We start from the raw sequence: 608 nt of genomic DNA on the forward strand, positions 1-608 counted from the left end.
GCCGTTTTTACACTACTTCGCCACGCCGTCTAAAAGCGAACAAACAGCATAAAGTTACAAATTGCACTCCTCCATCCCTCCGCCGCCACTGGGGCCGGGCGCGAGATACGCCTACGCGCGCTCGCCGCGGATGCGGCGGGCGAGCTGGATGTCTTTGGGCATGATGGTGACGCGCTTGGCGTGGATGGCGCAGAGGTTGGTGTCCTCGAACAGACCGACGAGGTAGGCCTCGGCGGCCTCCTGGAGCGCCAGGACGGCGTGGCTCTGGAACCGCAGATCCGTCTTGAAGTCCTGAGCGATCTCACGGACCAGGCGCTGGAAGGGCAACTTCCGGATCAGCAGCTCCGTGCTCTTCTGGTACTTGCGGATCTCGCGCAGCGCCACGGTGCCGGGCCTGTACCTGTGGGGCTTCTTCACGCCGCCGGTCGTCGGCGCCGACTTCCTCGCCGCCTTGGTGGCGAGCTGCTTGCGCGGGGCCTTGCCTCCGGTGGACTTGCGGGCGGTCTGCTTCGTACGAGCCATCCTCCTCTGCTCTCTTCTTCCTCTGCGCGGCGGGGCAACGCTTTTTGGTTGCCTGGACGGAACAAACTCTCTGCGGATGCCAGGAC

At 64.5% G+C, this 608-nt stretch carries 1 protein-coding gene; it reads right to left on the minus strand.

Going from position 1 to position 608, the window contains the following annotated elements; translation table 11 throughout:
- Positions 1 to 111: 111 nt before the first annotated feature.
- Positions 112 to 522 carry a histone H3 gene (locus CVM52_RS28260; protein WP_039311726.1) on the minus strand — a complete coding sequence of 137 codons (411 nt, stop codon included), beginning with the start codon at positions 520 to 522 and terminating at the stop codon, positions 112 to 114.
- Positions 523 to 608 lie beyond the last annotated feature (86 nt).

The sequence above is a fragment of the Pseudooceanicola lipolyticus genome (genome assembly GCF_002786325.1).
Lineage (GTDB): Bacteria > Pseudomonadota > Alphaproteobacteria > Rhodobacterales > Rhodobacteraceae > Pseudooceanicola_C > Pseudooceanicola_C lipolyticus.